The sequence below is a fragment of the Providencia sp. PROV116 genome, from assembly GCF_028482485.1.
Taxonomy (GTDB): domain Bacteria; phylum Pseudomonadota; class Gammaproteobacteria; order Enterobacterales; family Enterobacteriaceae; genus Providencia; species Providencia rettgeri.
In genome coordinates this window covers 1-14,551 of the sequence record NZ_JAMPQO010000004.1, presented here as the reverse complement: position 1 = coordinate 14,551, position 14,551 = coordinate 1, and the positions used below count along the sequence as shown (strand labels likewise).

Sequence of the window (14,551 nt, the reverse complement as noted above, 5' to 3'; positions counted from 1 at the left end):
TGTATCCTCGCATCTTTTATACGCTATTTCTTCACGTCTATCTAATCATCATTAATTAATGAAGGCATTACTTAAATGATATTTCAAAATAAAAACATAATTAGCTTAATTATTATATGTTCTTCAAGCACAGCATTAGCGAATCAAACCAATACCTCAACTCAAAAAGATAAACTTCTCGTCACAGCCAGCAAAATAAAGTCAAATAGCAAGCAAATAGACGCCAATGATATTTCTACCGTAAGAGGAACGACCAATTCAGATATATTTGCCAATGAAACTTCATTGCAAGTTAATAATGCACGAAATGAAGCCGGTGCACTGGATATCGGTATTCGAGGATTACAAGGAAACGGGCGAGTCCCCATTATCATTGATGGCAGTTTGCAATCAACCAACACTTGGCGTGGTTACCAAGGAAGTACAGATAGAACTTATGTGGATATGGATTTAATCGATACAATTGAGATCGAAAAAGGGGCATCGATGAGTAAATTCTCAGGAGGAGCCATCGGAGGTACGGTTAAATTAAAAACATTATCAGCAAATAACATTATTCCCCAAGGTGACCAATTTGGTTTCTTATTTAAGGGGAATATTTACAATAATAACCGACGCCCGACTATCGCTTCAGATGAAAAAGGCGAGTCTGGGTATCGTGTTTCAAACGGTGTTAAGAATTCACATTTTAATAATGGCTCTATCACGACTGGGGTTGCATATCGAAATGATAAATTTGACATTTTGTTGGCTCATAGTGATAGAAAACAAGGGAACTTCTTTGCCGGTAAAAATGGTTATCATAAATACGAAAATACAGATGCTCCTATTAAACCTGGGCAAGAAGTCGTTAATACCAGCTATGAAAGTCAGTCAACATTATTAAAAACTAATATTTATCTTAACCCATACTCAAGTATTGAATTAAATTACCGACATCATGAACAAAAAGCAGGAGAGGTTTTAGCGGCGTATTGGTACCAATTCGATGGGAAAATGCCGCAGTGGTCATTAGGTAGCGCAGATATTGATACTGCCTCTTTAAACTATTCTTATAAACCCGATTCATTATGGATAGACATGAATTTAGGCCTTTGGTGGACAAAAGGTAAATTTAAACAACGTAATGGCACAACGGATGATGTTACCGCGCACTACGGTAATCAATATCAGCATCGCTATACCGATGAACGAATGGGCTTTAACTTAGAAAATACCTCTGAGTTTGCAGATTATCCTATCGATATCACTTATGGTGTGGAGTATATGCAACAAAAATCAAAGCCATTGACTAAAACCTATCAACCGATTTGGACGCCAGAAGGAACCATACCTGGTGAGGAGTTAGATCCTGTAACGCGTAATGCTAAAGGAACGAATAAATCGGCCTTTACCAATATGGCATACAAAGGGGAATGGGTGAGTACTTTAGTTGGGTGGCGTATTCACGCTTTCGATGCTGATGATCATGTTTTAGGTAAAAGTATTAGCTACGGCCCGAAAAATGATTTAATGGGTGAGCTACGTTTTCATTTGACTGACGAATTTGATATTTATACCAAATATTCTGATAGCTATAGAGAACCGAGTTTATTCGAGACCACAGCATCAGGGCAAACCTACTCTTATTCTCCAGATGTTCCATTAAAACCAGAACATGCTAAATCATTTGAAGTTGGAATGAATGTAGAAAAAGAAAACCTTATATTTGATGAAGATAATGCTAAATTACGTGTGGCTTATTTTAATAATGATATAAAGGGTTATCTCTCTCAAGGAGTGAACCCAACGGGGGTATATCACCCTTATATCGTAATGAAAAACTATGACAGCTTTAAACTCTCAGGTTATGAAATTGAACTGAAATACGATTCTAATTATACATTTGGTTCCTTCGATGCGACTTTTTATAACAATTCTGAGTTATGTTCACGAGACGAAATGGAGTTAGGTCGCCTTCCAACGGCATGTAATTCAGTTGGGTTTGCTTGGGGGTTATCGCCTTCACGTATTCCACCGAAAAAGGTTGTGACCGGTATTGTTGGGGTGAAAATGTTTGATCAAAAACTACAAACAGGTTTGCGAGTTCGTTATAACTCAGGCAAAGACTACCCTCATGAGTGGCTAGTGGGAACCGCTGCGGCCCCAGTAACTAAGCTATATTCAACCACTACATTCGATTTGTTAGGCAAATATCATGTTTCGAAAAATATTCATGTGAATTTTAACATTGATAACTTCACTAATCGCTATGCATTTGACCCAGGAACTGTGATTTATATGCCTATCCCAGGAAGAACGTTTAGACTTGGTGTGGAAGCAATATTTTAGTTAATTTCGTGATTATTACCTTAGGTTTATATTAGCCTAAGGTAATATAGAATTCTTTATATGGCTTTAATAGATTAATTTTTATGATAATTTAAATAAAACAGTGAGCGATGTTGTTTATAAATTGTGCTTTTTATGATTTTTTTCGAGTTTAAGGAATATACACTAGTCAACTTTAGACAAAAAAAACCTCCAAATATTTGAGGAGGGAAAATAAATATAAAGCGAGTCTATTTATATAGCACTAATTTACGGTAAACCATAGCCGACCAGTTGAATTAATTTATACAAAAACGACATTTGCTCACAATTTATAGCGTTTTAGTTATTCAATTTAGGTGAACATCTACTATTTAATAGAGTTAATCAGCCATTGTAGATAATTATCTTCAATTTGGCTTGGGTCTAAGCGAATGAGCTCTGGGGTTTCATATGGGTGTATTTTTTTTATCTCATTAAACAAATCGAGTTGATTTCCTTGAGTCGTTTTGATCAATAGTAAGATCTCCTTATCTTGTGTGATATTACCATGCCATAGATAAACTGATGTTATTTCTGGGAGTAGAGAAACACATGCAGCTAAACGATTAGCTAACAAATGTTGGGTTATTTTAATTGCACTTTCATGGTTATTGGTCGTACATAACACAATACATGGGCGTTGAGCATTTGTAGTGTAAATGTTATCAGTAGACATTTTATTTCCTTATTAGTCATATTTAGATGGGCTTTGTTACTCATATTAGATTAGGGATAAAAAGTGTATGAGAACAAAGGATATTCACTATAAGTGTTTTTTAGCATTATCAGATCAGATAATAACTAATATAAATTAAGCAGAGAGTATTGGTTTAATAGTAAAGTGTGCGTTTTTTGATCAGTTATTATCATTGTTATAATTTTTTATATATTCAACACAATTTAGAATATTTCTTGATTTTATTTTATTAATTCGATTCAGCAATCATAAATTGATGACGCTCTATAAAAATAATTGAAATTTTAGTATATTAAGAAAAAAATTGATTAGACGAAAAATGCGAGTTTATGTGTTGTTAGCCTAGTAAAAAAGCAAATAATAAGCCCAGTTTTATTCTTACTCTTATTAATGTAAGAATAAGCTTGTTTTTGTGTGCAAGATATATCAGAAGATTAATTGCTGAAATAATATATTACGTATTGTTACAAATTAGTTTGAGTTTTTATCATAAAAGAATCTACGTACTGATAAATATCAAGGTTTTTGAGCTATATATTGTTAATCTAAAGATAAAATTAGAATATATAACTGAAATTACTCTGTATTTCCATCTTTAAACGTGTATGGATAACCTTATGAATAAACTGACACCTTTAAAACCTGTTCCAACTCTAATCGCAGTCGCAATAACATTAATTATTTGGTTTTTAATTCCTGTTCCTGAAGGTGTTAATCCAAATGCGTGGCACCTTTTGGCATTATTTGTCGGCACAATTGCTGCTATTATAGGTAAAGCTTTACCGATAGGGGGTGTTTCTATTGTCGCAATTTCATTAGTTGCAGCTACAGGAGTCACTAATCCGGAATCAACCAAAGGGGCAATTGCGGATGCTTTAAGTGGTTTTTCCAATGACCTAATCTGGTTAATTGGTATTTCTATCATGGTTTCCATGAGCTTGAATAAAACAGGTTTAGGGGCAAGGATAGGTTATTATGTCATTTCTTTATTTGGTAAAAAAACATTAGGTATTGCTTATTCATTGGCAATAGCAGAAACAATTTTGGCTCCTGTCACACCAAGTAATACTGCGCGAGGAGGGGGAATTATTCACCCAATTATGCGTTCGATTTCAGATAGTTTTGGGTCAAAGGCCGAAGATGGAACCGCAGGTAAAATAGGGCGCTACTTATCACTCGTTAACTACAATATTAACCCGATTACTTCCGCAATGTTTATTACGGCGACAGCTCCCAATCCATTAATTGTTAGTTTGATAATTAGCGAGACTAGCCAAGAAAATGAATTAACTTGGGGGATGTGGGCTATTGCCGCATTTGTTCCAGCCATCGTGTCATTAATATTAATGCCCTTGGTTATCTATTTTATGTATAAACCGGAAATTACCTCAACACCGGATGCACCAAATTTTGCCAAAGAACGTTTGCAGCAATTAGGCCCAGTTTCATTGCCTGAAAAAATAACGCTCGGTGTTTTTGGGTTATTACTTTTGATGTGGGCCGGTGTACCTGCAATGATTTTTGGGCCTGCATATAGTGTTAATGCTACCACTGCGGCCTTTATTGGGTTGAGTATTCTATTAGCAACAGGAGTCATTAATTGGGATGACGTGCTAAAAAACAAAGGGGCTTGGGATACGGTTGTCTGGTTCTCCGCTTTAGTGATGATGGCGAGTTTCTTAGGAAAACTCGGTCTCATTAAATGGATGTCATTAACAGTCGGTGCAACCATAGATGGAATGGGCATTAGCTGGGTATGGGGAATGCTAATTCTTGTTTTAATTTATGTGTATTCCCACTATTTCTTCGCGAGTACAACGGCGCATATTACGGCAATGTATGCGGCATTTTTCTCCGCAGGTTTAGCGCTTGGCGCTCCACCAATGTTGTTGGCCTTAACGCTAGCATTCTCATCATCACTAATGATGTCATTAACACATTATGGTACAGGAACAGCCCCGATTATCTTTGGGTCAGGTTATGCCACTCTTGCTGAATGGTGGAAAACTGGTTTTGTCATGAGTGTGGTTAACTTAGCCATTTGGTTCTTCATTGGTAGCGTTTGGTGGAAATTCTTAGGTTATTGGTAATTAGCTGAATTAGTCATTAAAAACAACCAATAGAAATCGGGCTATCGGCTCGATTTCTTCTTTTTAATATCCCTTGCTACAAAGAAGTGGCTATTGTGACAACAAGGCCACTTATTATAGAAATCAACATCACTTTCCCCCAACTACAGACTGACGATGATTTTAATGCGTGTTGCCATAACAGACTTATTTCGTTGGCATGTGCATACTTTCTTTTATTGATCGCCGCCTTTACCTTTTTGATTGTATCGTTATCTATCGGTAATGTTTTTTGAATAACCATGCTATGACCTTCCATTAAGTTGAAGATAAAACTTCAATCGGTAAGATTGACACTGTTCGCCTGTCTTAATTATCTCAGGTCATACAAGAAGAAAAATTGATGAGCTTTTATGCAAACTTCCTCTTTTATCCTATTTGAAATGAGATTTAATCTATTTAATAAGGAAAAAGGTAGCTTAAGAGAAAAATCCTCTTTATTAAGAGGAAATGGCTCTTGATTTAAGGTTACATTTATTATTTTTTGGCGAGATATTTTTTATTTAGAGAAGTCGGAGATAAAGGCCATAAATGTGATTGGTTTACATGCAAAAGCCAGTATGATGTAGCTGCGAGTCAGTTAATTCATTCAGAGGAACACATGTATTCACAAAGAAAGGCAGAATTTTTCTTGGTGCTTACCACGATAATTGCAGCTTGGGGATGGGTATTTTCCCGAGAAGCTGTGCAGGGAATGCCAATATTTGCCTTTCTTGGTAGTCGTTTTTTACTCGCTGCTATCATTTTAGCCCCTTTTTGCCGAGGGAAAAAAAATAGAATAACGGTGAAGCAATTACCAAAAATATTAATGACAGGCGGTTGGATGTCATTAAATATGGCGCTCTGGATCCACGCGGTGGCAATAACAGACTCAATTGGCGAAGGGGCTTTTATTATGAGCCTCGCTATGTTATTTGTTCCGTTAGTTGCATGGGTTATTTTAAAAAATAAACCTGTTCGTTATTTCTGGGAAGCACTCCCTGTTGCGGTATTAGGGCTGGCATGCTTAACCCTATTTAAGGCTCAACTTGAATTTAAAGCAAGTCAACTGTGGTTTCTTGGCGCGGCAATTGTCCAAGCTATCTATTTTTGTTATACCAGTTTATATACCCGAACAATTCCTCTTTTACCGTTAACGGCCATTCAACTTGCTTGTACAGGAATGACAGGGCTAGTCTTGTCATTCTTTTTAGAAGAATGGCCGAGCAGCATGACAACGCCTACCATGATGTGGTTTATTGCTAGTGTGGTGATAGCAACGAGTTTGCGCTTTGTGTTACAGCTTATTGGTCAAAAAAATACCACAGCAGGAAATGCGGCAATTATTATGATCCTTGAACCCGTGATGACCGTTTTTGTCGCGGCGATTTGGTACCATGAAAGAATGCCTTTTATCCAAATTGTGGGTTGTGTGCTAATTTTATCATCATTATTCTACTATCGATGGCGTTGTTCTAATTCATTACCAAGGTAAAATACACATAATAAAAAATGGGTTAATACAGCTTTTTTACCAGAAAACAGCTATGATTGTTATGAATAGTTAGTGATAGGGATATTAATCTTAATAAGAGCGTCTTATTTTGCGTATTAAGATTAATGGTATTGAAAATATAAACGATATATCCAAAATAGCGTGAACTAGGAATAATAGCGGTTTATTATTATCACCTTAGTTAAAGCTGAATAGGAAATGGGCATAAAATGAAAAAATTAGCATTAATATTAGGTATGGCGGGAGCGATGGTTGTGTTGTCTGCATGTTCTGATGAAAAATCAGAAATTGCGGAGTACAAAGAGAATTTTGTGAATACCTGTGTTGTTGCATCAGGAAACCCGCAAGGTGAAACGGCAAATGCGGTCAGTGCAATTTGTGGTTGTGCCTACGATAAAACAATTGAAAAATATGGTTTAGCTGAGTTTAAACGTATGGATGCGGAATTAGAAAAATCAGGTACTGCAGAACCTGAATTCCAAAAAACCATGATTGAATTTGTTCAACAGTGTTCGACTAACGCGCGTTAATTGTTTATTACTCGCAGCTATTTATTATCAATCAACAATAGCTGCGAGTTTATTATTTTTATTTAAATAAATGTTTAAATTGATGTGGAGCACTGCGCAAGTATTGTGGCGCAACATCTATCTGTTCATTCAATTCGCTCGCTGCTCGCCAAGGCCAACGTGGCTCAAATAGGATCCCTCTGCCAATAGCCACCAAATCTGCTTGGTGGGTTGCAATAATGGCTTCAGCTTGTAAAGGTTCAGTGATAAGACCTACAGCAATGACAGGCATCATGGTATTTTCATGAATAGCTTGGGCTAAAGGGACTTGGTAATTTGGGCTCAATGGTATTTGTTGCTCTGGTGATAGCCCACCTGACGAAACGTGAATGTAGTCGCAACCCAAATCCTCTAGTAATTCAGTAAGCTCAATAGATTCAGGTGTATTCCAACCCGATTCAAGCCAGTCTGTTGCAGAGATCCGCACGCCAATTGCAATATTAGGGTTAATCGCTTTTCTCATTTCATGGAAAATATTGATAAGTAATCGAGTACGCCCCTTAAAGCATCCACCATATTCATCTTGTCGTAAGTTTGATACTGGTGATAAGAACTCATGCAGTAAATATCCATGAGCGGCATGGATCTCAATAACGTCAAAACCTGCTTTTTCAGCACGAATAGCTGCATCAATAAACTGTTGTTTTAGCTGTAAAATTTCTTCAATGGTTAATGCATGTGGTACCGCATTATCACCAAAAGCGAGCGCAGATGGTGCAACAGTTTGCCAACCATTAGGTTGTGTGGGCTGGATACTTTTACCTCCCAACCAAGGTAAATCAGTTGATGCTTTCCTGCCTGCATGAGCGATTTGTACCCCTAAGCGTGCATCTGAAAACTGCCTGATATCGTTGAGCATTTGTTGCATTGCAGCCATTTGTTCATCATTCCATAAACCAAGATCTTTGTAGGTAATACGCCCTTCAGGAACAACAGCGCTAGCTTCTACAATAACTAAAGAGGCACCAGATAAAGCAAGGTTCATATAGTGGGCTTTATGCCATGCTGTTGGCATGCCATTTTCTGCGGAGTATTGGCACATAGGGGGAACAATAATTCGATTTTTCAGAGAAACTTGGCCTATTGATACAGGTGAAAAAAGGCGGCTCATTGAAACATTCCTTATTAGCAAACTTAAATTACTTTAATATTATACTCGGTTAGCCAAGTTTTTTTTGTGAGATGGTGTGGTTTTACGGGGGAAATTTTGTTTTTACAGCGGATCGTTGATAGAAAATCAAGTGAAATTTTGCATATTTGTTCAAAACCATAAAAAGTATATTTCCCTAGCAACATAATGAAAAACGAGGGAAAAAATATAAAAAAATTAGATAAAAAATAAAATATAATAATAACTATTATTTTTTGATTGTTATAATTCTGTAACTTATAAATAAAATTAATTACCACCAACTTAGAGTGGCGTTAATTTCTGCTTATGGTTTTAATGGTTCTAATAGAGAATAAAGCTATTTTTTTATTTTAAATGATAATTTAAATAAGAATTAATGCATTGTTTGTGAAGCAAAAATATAAAATATTCCTTGCGGTTATATTCAAGGGTTTATATAAGAAACAAGCTTGTTAAGCTAATGCAAGCCAAGCTAAATTTTGTGTTCACCTGAAAAATATAATTCTAAGAAGGAAGTAGATGTGCTGACAATTATTGGTATTTTAATCATTTTATCGATAGTAACATTATTGATGATGGGGAAAGTTAGCCCAATTATCGCAATGTCTTGTATCCCCTTTATTGGTGCTTTATTTGCTGGTTACTCTGTTGCTGAAATTTCAGTATTCTTTGAAAGTGGTATTAATAAAGTGTCAAAAGTCGCTGCGATGTTTTTATTTGCGATTTTATTTTTTAGCTTAATGAAAGACCTGCACATTTTTGATCCGTTGATTCGTTTTATGGTTAAAATGACGCGTGGAAATATTATTATTGTTTGTATTATGACAACGTTAATTGCGGGGGTTGTCCATTTAGATGGGTCAGGCGCTGCGACATTCTTAATTATTATTCCTGCCTTATTACCTTTATACCGCCAACTAGGGATGAGCCCTTATTTAATGTTATTGCTGATGTGCGCCAGTATGGGGGTCATGAATATGGTACCTTGGGGTGGCCCATTAGGTCGAGCTTCGGCTGTCACTGGAATTGACGCCTCGACTCTATGGCAACATTTGATCCCTGTACAATTAATTGGCATGGCTGGCGCAGTGGTATTTGCTATTCTGATGGGATTACGTGAGAAAAGACGTATTGCAGCGGCAAGTTTGAAAGGCACTACGCCATATGAAATGGATTCTTTACTACCTGTTAGTGATGACACTGCAGATATAAGCGATACAGTTCAGAAACCCAAAAAACCACTTATCAATGGTGGGTTAATCATCGCATCTGTTATCTGTTTAGCATTCGGATTATTATCAGCGCCTTATGTTTTTATGATCGCACTTTCCATTGCTTTAATGGTTAACTTCCCTAACCCTAGGGACCAAATGAAAATTTTGGCAGCCCATGCACCGCAAGCGTTGGGAATGGTGGCCATAATATTAGCAGCGGGAGCATTCTTAGGTATTTTATCTGAAGGTGGGATGCTTGAGTCAATTGCAACAGACTTAACGGCTATTTTACCAACAGAATGGGTTTCTAAAGTCCATATTTTTGTCGGTATTTTAGGTGTACCGATGGATATTTTTACGAGTACAGATGCTTACTATTTTGCTTTATTACCAATAATTCAACAAATTGCAGCCACAGTTGGTGTTGACCCATCTTCCGTTGTTTACGCCATGGCGATAGGTAACAACGCGGGAACCTTCGTGAGCCCATTTTCACCAGCAGCATGGTTAGCAATGGGTTTGGCTGGAATTGATATGGGCCGTCACTTACGCTATTCATTTGGTTGGATTTGGTTGTTTAGTTTCTTTTTGTTAGCAGTTGGGGCGCTACTCGGCTTGTATTAATTTGCTCGTTGGCTTCAAAAGTAAACCCTAGTCACATACTTGTGTATGCTCCTAGGGATTTACTTTTTTGCGGCCTAGCTGTGACATGAAATCCTTAGAGCAAATTATCTCTTCTTAAATCCTTATATCAAACCATCTTCATCTTGCTTGCCACCGCGTTTTTGGCTTCGAAAGTAAATTCTAGTGATAGGTAACTAGGGTTTGATTATTTTTTAGCTATTCAACTATCACGTATTAACTATCAGATAGTTACTATGTCGTAATACGAATGGCTATGACATGATTTATTGGTTAATTATATCAATAAGGTTTGTTATGCGTAGGCCACTTTCTTCCTATCATCCTATTCTCTATTGGCTGCGCGTAACTCAAAAGCGCTTAGTTCGAAGATTGCATTGGGTATGTTCTGCCAAGCATTATGCGAAGTCAAAATCCAGTGAACGCCTTGAGTATCGCTACAACAAGCATACATCTAAGCTGATCCGTAAATTAGGTGAATCAGACCTACGTTTGCAATACAACAAAGTAACGAACTTGCGTATTGCTGCCGAAGCGATGAATGGGGTTATTATTTACCCAGGAGAATATTTTTCATTTTGTCGGCTCGTAGGAAAACCGACTTCGCGCAGAGGTTTTCTTGAAGGTATGGAACTTTCATTTGGTGAAGCTCGTTCAGGGATTGGCGGGGGAATTTGCCAACTAAGTAATTTAATTCATTGGATGGTATTGCATTCTCCATTGCAAGTGGTTGAGCGCGCTAATCATAGTTTTGACCCATTTCCAGATGAAGGTCGTGTATTGCCTTTTGGTTCAGGGGCGGCAATCTTTTATAATTATATCGATTTGGTTTTCTATAATCCGACACAAAGTGCTTTTCAATTGGTATTTAATATCGCTGAGCATCAACTCGAAGGGGAGTTATTGAGTTGTACCTCACGTGAACATAAATACCATATTTATGAGAAAAACCATAAGTTTACCCGAGAAAATGGAGTTATATACCGGCATAACGAAATTTGGCAAAAAGTGACAACTAAAGGACAAGAACCTAGTACTTTGCAAGATAATTGTTTGTATCGTAATAAAGTGATAGTGAAATATTCCTTAGATGAAAGCCAGATAGCGGTTGAATAATATCGCTAGCAATGAGATTAGGAATAAATTGATAGCCTTTTTCTTGACAATTAGACTAAAATTTAACTGTTTTCCTTTAATTTCGCTAATTTTGACCCTTAGCTAAGTAAAAATGAGGCCGTTACTCGGAATAGATATGTAATACCTACACTTGATTTCTCAACAATTAAAGACGCAAATCTAGCAAAAAGATTTGTGGTTATTTCTATTTCTTTAGAGAAAGCATGATGAATATGCAATCAAGAAAGTATGGTAGAACGTATCACTATCCGTTCTCCCCTGGTACGACTAGTGATGATCGCATTAATAGCGATTGGTGGTCGCACATCCAAAATATAGACAAACTGATTCACACAGAAAAACTGGATGGTGAAAATAATTGCTTAAACCGTTATGGGGTTTTTGCGCGCTCTCATGGGGCTCCAACTCAATCGGCATGGAGCCAGCAAATTCGCCAACGTTGGCAGTTGATTAAAGATGATTTAGGGGATATTGAACTATTCGGTGAAAACCTTTATGCAATACATTCCATTGAATATCAACATATTGAAGATTATTTCTATGTGTTTGCTGTTAGGCAAGGGGAGTATTGGCTTAGTTGGGAAGAGGTGCAATTTTATGCGGCTTTATTTGATTTTCCAACTGTCCCCCAATTAGATTTATCACTCAGTAAACATATGGACAAGCAAGAATATGCAAGTTCATTAATTACTGCTGCATCATTAGATAGCCAATTTATTGCGCGTGATACTCACACAGGGAAAGCCTGTAGCATGGAAGGGATTGTGAGCCGTGATAGTCAAGGGTTTCATGTGGATGATTTTATGGCACATGTTTTTAAATATGTGCGTAAAAACCATGTCAAAACGGATATCCACTGGAAGCGGCATTGGCAGCGAGCCAAGCTGGCCTTTGAATTACAAGGAGAACAACCATGAGTTGGCAATTAACCCAATATCGTGATTGGGCACAGCTTGAAAGAGAGTTCGATTTTGTGTGTGATATGCAACATGTGCCGCAAGACCGTTTGCACCATGCGGAAGGCAATGTGGCTATTCACACTCAAATGGTGTTAGCGGCTTTGGAGGGGTTACCTGAATATCAACAGCTTCCAGAACTTAAACAACAAATCGTTTGGGCGGCAGCGTTGCTACATGACGTCGAAAAACGCAGTACAACAAAAGAAGATGAAGAAGGGCGAATTCATTCGCCTGGACATGCCAAAAAAGGCGAGTTATCGGTACGCAATATATTATTTCGACAAATAGAAACTCCTTTTGCTATTCGTGAACAAATTGCAGCTTTAGTTCGATTTCATGGTTTACCGCTTTGGTTAATGGAAAAGCCAGATCCTGAACGCACGTTATTTGCCGCCTCGTTGCGCGTTGAAATGTCTTTATTGTGTATGCTAGCGAAAGCCGATGCGATAGGGCGTACGTGTGAAGATAAAGCGGAATTGTTGGTCAGAATCGAACTATTTGAGTTGTTCTGTCGTGAGCAGGGTTGTTGGGACCAACCTAAATCATTTGCTTCGCAAGCTGGGCGTTTCCATTATTTTCATCACCAAAAAGGTACTACAGATTATCAACCTTTTGAAGAAACTGGGAGCGAAGTCGTTATGCTATGTGGTTTGCCGGGGATGGGAAAAGACCATTTTATCAAACAGTTTTACCCACGAACTCCGGTGGTATGTTTAGATGATATTCGCCGAGAACATAAAATTAACCCAGCAGATAAAAATGCCCAAGGCTGGGTGGCGCAGCAAGCGAAAGAACAGGCTAAGGTTTTTTTGCGAACGAAAACGGATTTTATATGGAATGCGACCTCATTAAGTGCTTCGCTACGTGCCAGTATGATCAGTTTATTTGAACGCTACCAAGCCAAAGTTCATTTAGTTTATTTGGAAGTGCCATTTAAACAGTGGCGACAACAAAATCAACAGCGTAAATATGCGGTTCCAGAGCTGGTTATGGAAAAAATGGCAGGGAAGTTAGAATTACCAACGCCAGATGAAGCCCATCAGGTTTCCTATTATATTGACGGTAATTTTGAACCGTTACTTGCAGAAAAGTAAAATTAATCGCCTGCCTCTTAGCTAGAGGCAGGACGTGATATTAGTTTTAAGGAACGTACACATCGCCCTCGAAGAGTTTTCTCGCTGTACGAATAATTGATGCCTGAATCCCTTCCGGTGAATTGCCTTGCTGGTTTAACGATACGTCAAATTTTCCACTTAAATGTTCAATGGAAATATTATTCATATCAACAGAGTGAATATATTGCTGAGTAATACTATTAGGAACAATAGTACTTGTCGCAATGGCGATAGCACCAGTCACGGCAAGTGCGCCATGGCATTTATGTGGCATAAAATAACGGACATTAATTGTTCCACCGTGAATGGCAGGTGAAATCAATATAGGTTTAGGAATAACTTTTTTGCTAACATCACCAAGTCCCATCACTGCGCCTGCTTGTATACGAATAGCTTCTAGCTTTTGCATAAATTCGGCATCAGCTTCAAGCTGTTCTGCGGTTTCATAACCGGTTTTATTAAGCTGAGGGGCATCAATTAACACCACAGGCATCGCCATATCAATACAACTAACATCAATACCTTCAATGGTGTCAATAGCGTGGCCAGTCGGGAGCAATTTTCCTGTTTTAGTTCCACAAGCATTTAAAAATGTCAGTGCAACAGGCGCGGCATGACCGGGTACACTCGCAATTTCGGTGTCACCATCATAATCGACATGGCCATCAGGCGTTTGTACAGTAGAGTTGACGAAGGTGTTTGTATTGACATTACGGATCCTCACAGTCGTTGTTTCTCCTGTGATGGGCACCAAGCCTTTTTCAATAGCAAAAGAACCTACGGCACAAAGAATATTGCCACAATTTGGTGCCGTATCAACAATGCGCTCAGTAATAGAAACCTGAGCAAATAAATAATCAATATCAGCATCACGGTGAGTTGAAGGGCTAATAATAGCGACTTTACTGGTTTGTGGGCTGCCACCACCAATGCCATCAATTTGCAAAGCATGACCAGACCCCATAATCGCTAGGATCAGCTCATCCCGTTGTTTTATGTCTTTAGGAAGGGAGTCAGCTAAAAGGAATACGCCTTTCGAGGTGCCGCCACGCATTAAGGTACAAGGAATTTTTTTCATCTGTTTACCCGTTATATTTCACGCTGTGCCTG

11 protein-coding genes are annotated in these 14,551 nt (G+C 37.9%); 8 read left to right on the top strand and 3 right to left on the bottom strand.

Going from position 1 to position 14,551, the window contains the following annotated elements; genetic code table 11:
• Positions 1 to 75 precede the first annotated feature (75 nt).
• Complete coding sequence (locus tag PSE72_RS04165; RefSeq protein WP_115167430.1) at positions 76 to 2,331, top strand: TonB-dependent receptor domain-containing protein; 2,256 nt, start codon at positions 76 to 78, stop codon at positions 2,329 to 2,331.
• A 349-nt stretch (positions 2,332 to 2,680) separates the two neighbouring features.
• Here the strand turns inward: PSE72_RS04165 and cutA are convergent, their stop codons facing one another.
• Positions 2,681 to 3,028 carry a divalent-cation tolerance protein CutA gene (gene cutA / locus PSE72_RS04160; protein ID WP_115167429.1) on the bottom strand — a complete coding sequence of 116 codons (348 nt, stop codon included), beginning with the start codon at positions 3,026 to 3,028 and terminating at the stop codon, positions 2,681 to 2,683.
• A gap of 638 nt (positions 3,029 to 3,666) precedes the next feature.
• On the opposite strand from cutA, the gene PSE72_RS04155 reads away from it, so the two are divergent.
• From PSE72_RS04155 to PSE72_RS04145, 3 genes are all read left to right on the top strand, one after another.
• Complete coding sequence (locus PSE72_RS04155; RefSeq protein ID WP_004910038.1) at positions 3,667 to 5,139, top strand: anion permease; 1,473 nt, start codon at positions 3,667 to 3,669, stop codon at positions 5,137 to 5,139.
• A 640-nt stretch (positions 5,140 to 5,779) separates the two neighbouring features.
• Positions 5,780 to 6,652 (top strand): DMT family transporter, encoded by an 873-nt coding sequence (locus tag PSE72_RS04150; RefSeq protein WP_110731860.1) that lies wholly within the window; start codon positions 5,780 to 5,782, stop codon positions 6,650 to 6,652.
• A 230-nt stretch (positions 6,653 to 6,882) separates the two neighbouring features.
• Positions 6,883 to 7,203 carry a hypothetical protein gene (locus PSE72_RS04145; protein WP_004910043.1) on the top strand — a complete coding sequence of 107 codons (321 nt, stop codon included), beginning with the start codon at positions 6,883 to 6,885 and terminating at the stop codon, positions 7,201 to 7,203.
• A 58-nt stretch (positions 7,204 to 7,261) separates the two neighbouring features.
• Here the strand turns inward: PSE72_RS04145 and PSE72_RS04140 are convergent, their stop codons facing one another.
• Complete coding sequence (locus PSE72_RS04140; protein ID WP_110731861.1) at positions 7,262 to 8,353, bottom strand: NADH:flavin oxidoreductase/NADH oxidase; 1,092 nt, start codon at positions 8,351 to 8,353, stop codon at positions 7,262 to 7,264.
• A gap of 542 nt (positions 8,354 to 8,895) precedes the next feature.
• On the opposite strand from PSE72_RS04140, the gene PSE72_RS04135 reads away from it, so the two are divergent.
• From PSE72_RS04135 to PSE72_RS04120, 4 genes are all read left to right on the top strand, one after another.
• A complete protein-coding gene (locus tag PSE72_RS04135; protein ID WP_109911191.1) occupies positions 8,896 to 10,212 on the top strand; it encodes a CitMHS family transporter in 1,317 nt (438 codons plus the stop codon).
• A gap of 315 nt (positions 10,213 to 10,527) precedes the next feature.
• Positions 10,528 to 11,346 (top strand): VanW family protein, encoded by an 819-nt coding sequence (locus tag PSE72_RS04130; protein ID WP_117162038.1) that lies wholly within the window; start codon positions 10,528 to 10,530, stop codon positions 11,344 to 11,346.
• Positions 11,347 to 11,573: 227 nt separating this feature from the next.
• Positions 11,574 to 12,284 (top strand): RNA ligase family protein, encoded by a 711-nt coding sequence (locus PSE72_RS04125; protein WP_198641334.1) that lies wholly within the window; start codon positions 11,574 to 11,576, stop codon positions 12,282 to 12,284.
• The gene (locus PSE72_RS04120) at positions 12,281 to 13,420 is read left to right on the top strand and encodes an AAA family ATPase (protein ID WP_004910054.1); all 1,140 of its coding nucleotides are present in this window, start codon (positions 12,281 to 12,283) and stop codon (positions 13,418 to 13,420) included. Before PSE72_RS04125 ends, PSE72_RS04120 begins: the two co-directional genes overlap by 4 nt.
• Positions 13,421 to 13,466: 46 nt before the next feature.
• On the opposite strand, the gene PSE72_RS04115 is transcribed toward PSE72_RS04120, so the two are convergent.
• Positions 13,467 to 14,519: a 4-oxalomesaconate tautomerase gene (locus PSE72_RS04115; protein WP_198641251.1), complete on the bottom strand. Its 1,053-nt coding sequence runs from the start codon at positions 14,517 to 14,519 to the stop codon at positions 13,467 to 13,469.
• Between the last annotated feature and the right edge of the window lie 32 nt (positions 14,520 to 14,551).

Bases quoted from the DNA above. Each gene is read 5' to 3' on its own strand.
- PSE72_RS04165 (WP_115167430.1), top strand. From the start codon at position 76: ATGATATTTCAAAATAAAAACATAATTAGCTTAATTATTATATGTTCT.
- cutA (WP_115167429.1), bottom strand. From the start codon at position 3,028: ATGTCTACTGATAACATTTACACTACAAATGCTCAACGCCCATGTATT.
- PSE72_RS04155 (WP_004910038.1), top strand. From the start codon at position 3,667: ATGAATAAACTGACACCTTTAAAACCTGTTCCAACTCTAATCGCAGTC.
- PSE72_RS04150 (WP_110731860.1), top strand. From the start codon at position 5,780: ATGTATTCACAAAGAAAGGCAGAATTTTTCTTGGTGCTTACCACGATA.
- PSE72_RS04145 (WP_004910043.1), top strand. From the start codon at position 6,883: ATGAAAAAATTAGCATTAATATTAGGTATGGCGGGAGCGATGGTTGTG.
- PSE72_RS04140 (WP_110731861.1), bottom strand. From the start codon at position 8,353: ATGAGCCGCCTTTTTTCACCTGTATCAATAGGCCAAGTTTCTCTGAAA.
- PSE72_RS04130 (WP_117162038.1), top strand. From the start codon at position 10,528: ATGCGTAGGCCACTTTCTTCCTATCATCCTATTCTCTATTGGCTGCGC.
- PSE72_RS04125 (WP_198641334.1), top strand. From the start codon at position 11,574: ATGAATATGCAATCAAGAAAGTATGGTAGAACGTATCACTATCCGTTC.
- PSE72_RS04120 (WP_004910054.1), top strand. From the start codon at position 12,281: ATGAGTTGGCAATTAACCCAATATCGTGATTGGGCACAGCTTGAAAGA.
- PSE72_RS04115 (WP_198641251.1), bottom strand. From the start codon at position 14,519: ATGAAAAAAATTCCTTGTACCTTAATGCGTGGCGGCACCTCGAAAGGC.